We start from the raw sequence: 5,589 nt of genomic DNA, 5'->3' as shown, positions 1-5,589 counted from the left end.
TCCCGCACCAAGCGAACCGCTCGTTCCCGAAATTCGGGTGAATAATGGTTTGTGGTTTTCTCTTTCATAGCTTCATCTTCTCAAAAGTTGAAGCCTCCATCAAACCCGGGGCGGTTCAGTCAATCAAATTTCATTTTTTGAAACTAAATGACTTGTAACCGTGCAGCCAATCTAAATTTTAGATAGTCTGTACCGTTTAGCCCGATGTTTTTATCTTATCCGGCGCAACAGCATACATGTTGCTGAATCGGTGGACATTTAACCGAACCGTAAGAGCAAAACACGCAGCAATCTCCTTGCTTGGGTTTGAGCAGCGCTCCGCAGGACTTGCATTCATAGAAAAATTGGCAGGCATCGGTCGGCATGGTTTCCATTTCGGCGTGCCCGCAGTGTGGACAGGTGATCTTCGACTCGAGAATGACAGTATTCATTAATTCGCCTTCTTGATAGAGGACGGATATCCGGCGGCCTTAGTCGCCTCAGTTAATTTGTTCGTAGTGACCATCGTATCGTCGAATTGTACCGTCACGGTTTTACTAGCGTAATCGACCGAAACCAGTCGCACAGCGGAAATGTGTTCAAGCGCTTTTTTGACCGTGATTGGACAGACGGCGCAGGTCATGTTTTGTACATCAAGCGTGACCATGCGAGACTCGGCCAGAACTGAGCCGGATTTAACGACAAACGCCAAAATGCACAAAAGAATTTTAGTTTTCACCGGTTTTTTCCTCAATAGAACAGTGGGGCGAACCATGGGAACGCCAGCAAACCCAATAAAGGGAGAGTCACACCCCAAAAAATGAAGCGTTGCTTGCGGATAACTTTATCACCGGCACAGGGCTTGCCGGGTTCGCATGTTTGGGTTGTCAGGTTGAGCTTGCGAAACGTCAGGCCAAGGAAAAGCAATGCCAGACTCATGAGCACGGGGCGAACCGGCTCGAAGGCAGTCAGTGTTGCCATCCAAGCCCCGCCAATGCCAAGACTCAGATACTCATCGGCGCAGAGCTTGCCGGGTTCGCATATTTGGGTTGCCAGGTAGAGCTTGCGAAACGTCAGGCTAAGGAAAAGCAATGCCAGCCCCATGAATACCGGTCGTGCCGGCTCGAAGGCAGTGAGTGTTGCCATCCAAGCCCCGCCAATGCCAAGGCTCATCAACACCAAAGGGGCAACACAACACAAGCTCGCTCCAATCCCGGCAAGAACGCTCGCAATCAGGGTTTGTTTTGAGTTCATGACGCATACCTCTTTTCTTGCGATTGCTATATCATAAGCACCGTACCTATGTACGGAGACAAGCCCATGATACAAAAAAGCTTTACGATTGGCGCAGTGGCAAAGAAAGCAGGAGTGAATGTCGAAACGATCCGTTTTTATCAACGGCGCGGCTTGCTTATGGAACCATTCAAGCCATTCAAGGGTATTCGGCATTACACCGAACAAGATGTGCAGCGGATCCTGTTCATTAAACAAGGCCAGAAACTTGGCTTTTCGCTTGATGAGATTTCGGAATTATTGAGTCTTGATGAGGGGCGGCATTGCCGGGAAGCAAAGGAAATTGCTCTAAAAAAGCTTATTCTAATTCGTGAACGCATCGAAGGTTTGCGTACGATGGAAACCGCCTTGTCCAATTTGGTCGAGAGCTGCGCTAGCAACACCGATTCAGTATCATGCCCGATTATCCATGCCCTGCTGATAACATCGGCATAAGGCAAATTTCTGTTCCATTGTCCATCACCACATAACATGAGACAAAATGAACCCGTAGGGCAGGAAATTGGTGCCCTAGTCGTGTTTTTTACTAGCGTGCAAACCATCGCGCGATCGCCCTGCCTTAACGGAGTGTTTGCTAGATCGGAGCAAGATCAGGGTTTGACATAAATTGTTGCCGGAAGATAAAAATTGAACGTTTCCTAATCTTGCCCCCGTCCTATGCTAATTTGGTTTGATATTTCTTTGTAAAGCCACGGATATCAAGAGCGGTGGCGAATTTTCGTGGGCACTGATTCGGACACTATACGAATCAAAACCACACGTTTTTCGACAACTTGATACTCACTGAGACTCCAGGTAAAATGAGGCTTCTAGCGTAATCAGGCGTGTTTCAGCGTGTTCTGATATTGGACAATCGGCCCTCCGAAGGCTGGAACGGGAGGCGAATCCTCTCGGACGCGCCAGTCTACGCGGCTTCCAAGAGCCTGTCGGACTTGGCTTTGTTTTTGTTCTGGTTCCTACGCGCCGTGTGGAAACGAGAAAAAAGTATCTAGGAGCAGTAGCGCGATGACAATCGAACTCTTGATTAACCTTGCAGTGCAGTTTCTTGGAACCGGATCCGCATTCTTTCTCGCCTACCAGTCCTTCCAAAAACGCCGAATTCAGTTAGGCGCCGAACCGACACTACCCCAATACTTTATCCGCAGAAGCACCTACTGGTTAGGGATCGCATTCTACTGCACGTTTATGTCGGCAATTTACGGGCTACTGACTTGGCGGTGGTTGCCCTTGGAGCCGCTCTTAACGCTCATTGTGAAGAGCCTCCGCTCAGGGGAGTGGGTGAATTTGCTGAATGGCTTGGATGGAAACACGCTCATCCCTTTGATTGCCGCGGGACTTTTTCTTTTTTTCATCGCCTGGGAGAGCAAGCTCAATCCCTTGCTGATATTGAGGGACAGCATCCATGACGCGTTCGCAATTCCAACCAAGGCGGTAGAAGTCTATCACGCCCTCATTACCTCGAGATTGTCGGCGGTCGACGATAGCTTAAAAGCGCAAATCGCCAACCGCCTGCTGGCGCCGAGCATCGACCCCGGCGATTTCGAAAAATCCAGTGCCACGGTCGAGTATAAATGGGCTCATAATTGCCTTCTTTTTGACCAGATACAAAACTACGCCAACCAATCGTCCTTTCGTCGTTTTTTTAACGAACCGTCTTTGAAATGGGGAGAAATCTGTATCTCCTACAATGCGATGTCGGAAAAAGTCACTGTCTGGAAGGAAGCGGAGCCGCACTATACCAAGACAGTCAAGTTGATAAAGGAACTGGACCACCTGACCGGTCTGCTCTGCCGCTTGCTCGCCTCTCTGGTCGTGTTCGGGAGCGCCAGCGAGAATGAGATTTGGTCAGCCGTGAAGCGGCTCGGCGGCAACGTCCACGAGGCCCGCCTGAAACATACCTATAAATATATTCTGCTATTTACGGCCGCTACCGCGATCGGAGTGATGCTGGGGCGAGAGATTTCTGTTTCTCTACACAATGCGTTCTTATTTCCCGAAAAACCGCTCGCGCATTTTAATTACACCACGCTTCGATGGATCGCCTATGTGATTCCAATGTATGTCCTTCCAATAGCGCTGGTCTTTCTTTCACGGACGCTCGTCTTCAGGCACCACCGGGAACAATCCGATCGCTACTATGGGTTCTACATGTCAATGATGATAATAGGCTTCATTGTCAGCACCGCAGTATCGGCGCTTATTCTCGAGTTAACTTTCTATCACAGGGAGCATTTCAATTTTCTGGAAAGCTTCATACAACATATGCGCTGGGGTATCCTGCCGGCGCTCATCTGCGGTTTTGTGGCTTATCAAATGGATACGCCGATGAGCGGATCGGAACCGTTAGGCAAACTCATGATGGCCGCTGCATTACGTTTTCTCGGCTGGGGATCGGTTGCCGTCATTTTTATGCTTTATGCGACCGACGACTTGGCGATCGAAGTGTCGAATCTACGATTTACCCTTGTCGGTACCGCTTTCTTCACGATCGGCCTCTTGGGGGCGTCTGTACGTTTCAAGACGGTGATGCCGGGTAATTAGCTTCCCCAAGCCGAGCAATGATCTTCCAAGGTTGTTCTATGACCATTTGAAAATGGTACCCGATACGCACCCAACTTGGCAGGTACGATACCAAATCAAAGGTAATTATTATGGAAAGCAACGAAAAAAGTGGGGTAACTCATGTAAACTTTCAAAATAATCACGGGGATAATAGTCGATAATTTTATCCATGCAGGTATGGACCAGGAGTGATGACCCATTTTCTACATCGGGTCATTGAGCCACTCCGTCCTGCCGTTGCGTCAACAGCCTGCGGATCAAGGGGACCACGTCGAGTTGAGAGGGCTCATCGCCGATGATTTCGTCGACCGTTTTTTGAATCGACTCGCCGGCAACATTCTGGCGCGCAATCATGGATGTGATATGACCATCCTGGGCGGATGCGCCGCCGTGCTGAGAGAAATAAGGAGAGGAAAAATAATACCGGTCGGTAATTGGACGTTCGAGTCCGGACTTCGCCAGGAGAAGCACATCACCTGCACGGTGACCATAGAGACCTGCCGAAAGCCAGCGCATACGACGATCAAGCTGAATCAGATCAGATCAAGGATGCTGTGCAAGGTATCGACTGATCGGCACCAGGCGGTTGCCATCATAAATTTCAAATTCGTGCGCATCCTCTGAGGTTGGCACGGGTTCTCGCGCAAATATGAGGTCAAGCGTGTCCTTAAGTTTAGGGAAACGGTCATTCCCGTGGTTGGCATCGACAAAGGCGTGCACCACCGGCATCACGTCCTCCACGAAGCGCGGTGGCTTGCTCCAGTCACACTTCTGTTTCGGAACCCGGCAAGTCGAGCGGTCAGCCAGATAGATGTAAGCCATTGCCCCTTGATAGGCGAGCACGGCTTGATAATCGGACTGTTCATCGTCAACCTCGAGGCGACTCGGGCGCACGCGAAAACCCAGCGACTGAAGCAGACCCGGCGCTTTCAATTCGGACTCCGTCGCGAGGGCATGCTGCGTGTCCATGGACACCGGTGTATGGCCGTGATCGGAGATAAACAGGACATAAGTCTCTGAGCACATTCTGGCGCTTATATTCGCCGAGGACTGTTTCTATTAAGGGAAAAGTAGTGCCTGTGAGATAGCTCACTTGGTCATGTAACGAATTCCCCGCGAGGTGGGTGTAAAGATCGATACCCGGAAAATAGACCACTTGCACGGTCGGCACACCGTGCTTCTGGATAGCACCAATGACTTTGGGGACCGAGTTCCGGTCAAGAGCCGCATAGCTCTCTTGCAAAATCGGGATTGAATTGACGAGTTTTCCGGCCTTGAATGCCACCGTCAGCGCCGCAATCGCTGCGGGAGCATCGGCGGTGAAGATGTCGGCCCCCCTGTGCACATAGTTCAGCGAAACGAAGACAGGCCCGTTCACCGCATCGAAGAGCGTCGGAACTTTGAGGACTTTCCCGATGAGGTCTTCGCTGATTGCCCTGCGTACGTCATCGGTCTCCTCGACCGACACCGGTATGGGCGCCAGGAACCGCATCGTTTCGCGCACAAAGAATTCATTGCCGGAAATGCCGTTGTACGCCGGACTTTTTCCGGTAAAGATCGACGACCACCCCGGAATCGTGGCGGAGGGTAAGATACTGACTGCGTTAGTGACCGAATAGGCGTGTTCAAAAAGCCCTGAACCGTCCCGGTTTTCCCGGAGGCTGTTAGTTGTGAGTCATGCTGCGAGAGCCGACTCGGAAAGTTGTTGATAATACCTTGTTTCCGCTTCTGCCGGAGGGATATTGCCAATCGGGC

Annotated in this window: 8 protein-coding genes; 3 read left to right on the top strand and 5 right to left on the bottom strand. The window is 50.7% G+C overall.

Features of this window, described 5'->3' with window-relative positions:
• Positions 1-215: 215 nt before the first annotated feature.
• The 3 genes from U2W12_RS18920 to U2W12_RS18910 are packed head-to-tail and all read right to left on the bottom strand — an operon-like array spanning position 216 to position 1,233.
• The gene (locus U2W12_RS18920) at positions 216-431 is read right to left on the bottom strand and encodes a GDCCVxC domain-containing (seleno)protein (RefSeq protein ID WP_326502258.1); all 216 of its coding nucleotides are present in this window, start codon (positions 429-431) and stop codon (positions 216-218) included.
• Positions 431-718, bottom strand: a complete 288-nt coding sequence (locus U2W12_RS18915; RefSeq protein WP_326502257.1) for a cation transporter — start codon at positions 716-718, stop codon at positions 431-433. The genes U2W12_RS18920 and U2W12_RS18915 overlap by 1 nt, the downstream gene beginning before the upstream one ends.
• 11 nt (positions 719-729) lie before the next feature.
• Positions 730-1,233, bottom strand: a complete 504-nt coding sequence (locus U2W12_RS18910; protein ID WP_326502256.1) for a mercuric transporter MerT family protein — start codon at positions 1,231-1,233, stop codon at positions 730-732.
• 66 nt (positions 1,234-1,299) lie between these two features.
• Between U2W12_RS18910 and merR the strand changes: the two genes are divergently transcribed.
• Positions 1,300-1,707, top strand: coding sequence for an Hg(II)-responsive transcriptional regulator (gene merR / locus U2W12_RS18905; protein WP_326502255.1), 408 nt, complete (start codon positions 1,300-1,302; stop codon positions 1,705-1,707).
• A gap of 570 nt (positions 1,708-2,277) precedes the next feature.
• Positions 2,278-3,813 carry a hypothetical protein gene (locus U2W12_RS18900; RefSeq protein WP_326502254.1) on the top strand — a complete coding sequence of 512 codons (1,536 nt, stop codon included), beginning with the start codon at positions 2,278-2,280 and terminating at the stop codon, positions 3,811-3,813.
• Positions 3,814-4,047: 234 nt separating this feature from the next.
• On the opposite strand, the gene U2W12_RS18895 is transcribed toward U2W12_RS18900, so the two are convergent.
• Positions 4,048-4,305: a hypothetical protein gene (locus tag U2W12_RS18895; protein WP_326502253.1), complete on the bottom strand. Its 258-nt coding sequence runs from the start codon at positions 4,303-4,305 to the stop codon at positions 4,048-4,050.
• A 72-nt stretch (positions 4,306-4,377) separates the two neighbouring features.
• The gene (locus U2W12_RS18890) at positions 4,378-4,803 is read right to left on the bottom strand and encodes a hypothetical protein (RefSeq protein WP_326502252.1); all 426 of its coding nucleotides are present in this window, start codon (positions 4,801-4,803) and stop codon (positions 4,378-4,380) included.
• A 446-nt stretch (positions 4,804-5,249) separates the two neighbouring features.
• Between U2W12_RS18890 and U2W12_RS18885 the strand changes: the two genes are divergently transcribed.
• Complete coding sequence (locus U2W12_RS18885; protein WP_326502251.1) at positions 5,250-5,453, top strand: hypothetical protein; 204 nt, start codon at positions 5,250-5,252, stop codon at positions 5,451-5,453.
• Positions 5,454-5,589: the final 136 nt, after the last annotated feature.

Source organism: Methylomicrobium sp. Wu6 (assembly GCF_035916875.1).
In the GTDB taxonomy this organism is placed as follows: Bacteria; Pseudomonadota; Gammaproteobacteria; order Methylococcales; family Methylomonadaceae; genus Methylomicrobium.
This window is presented reverse-complemented; position numbering and strand designations above follow the sequence as displayed.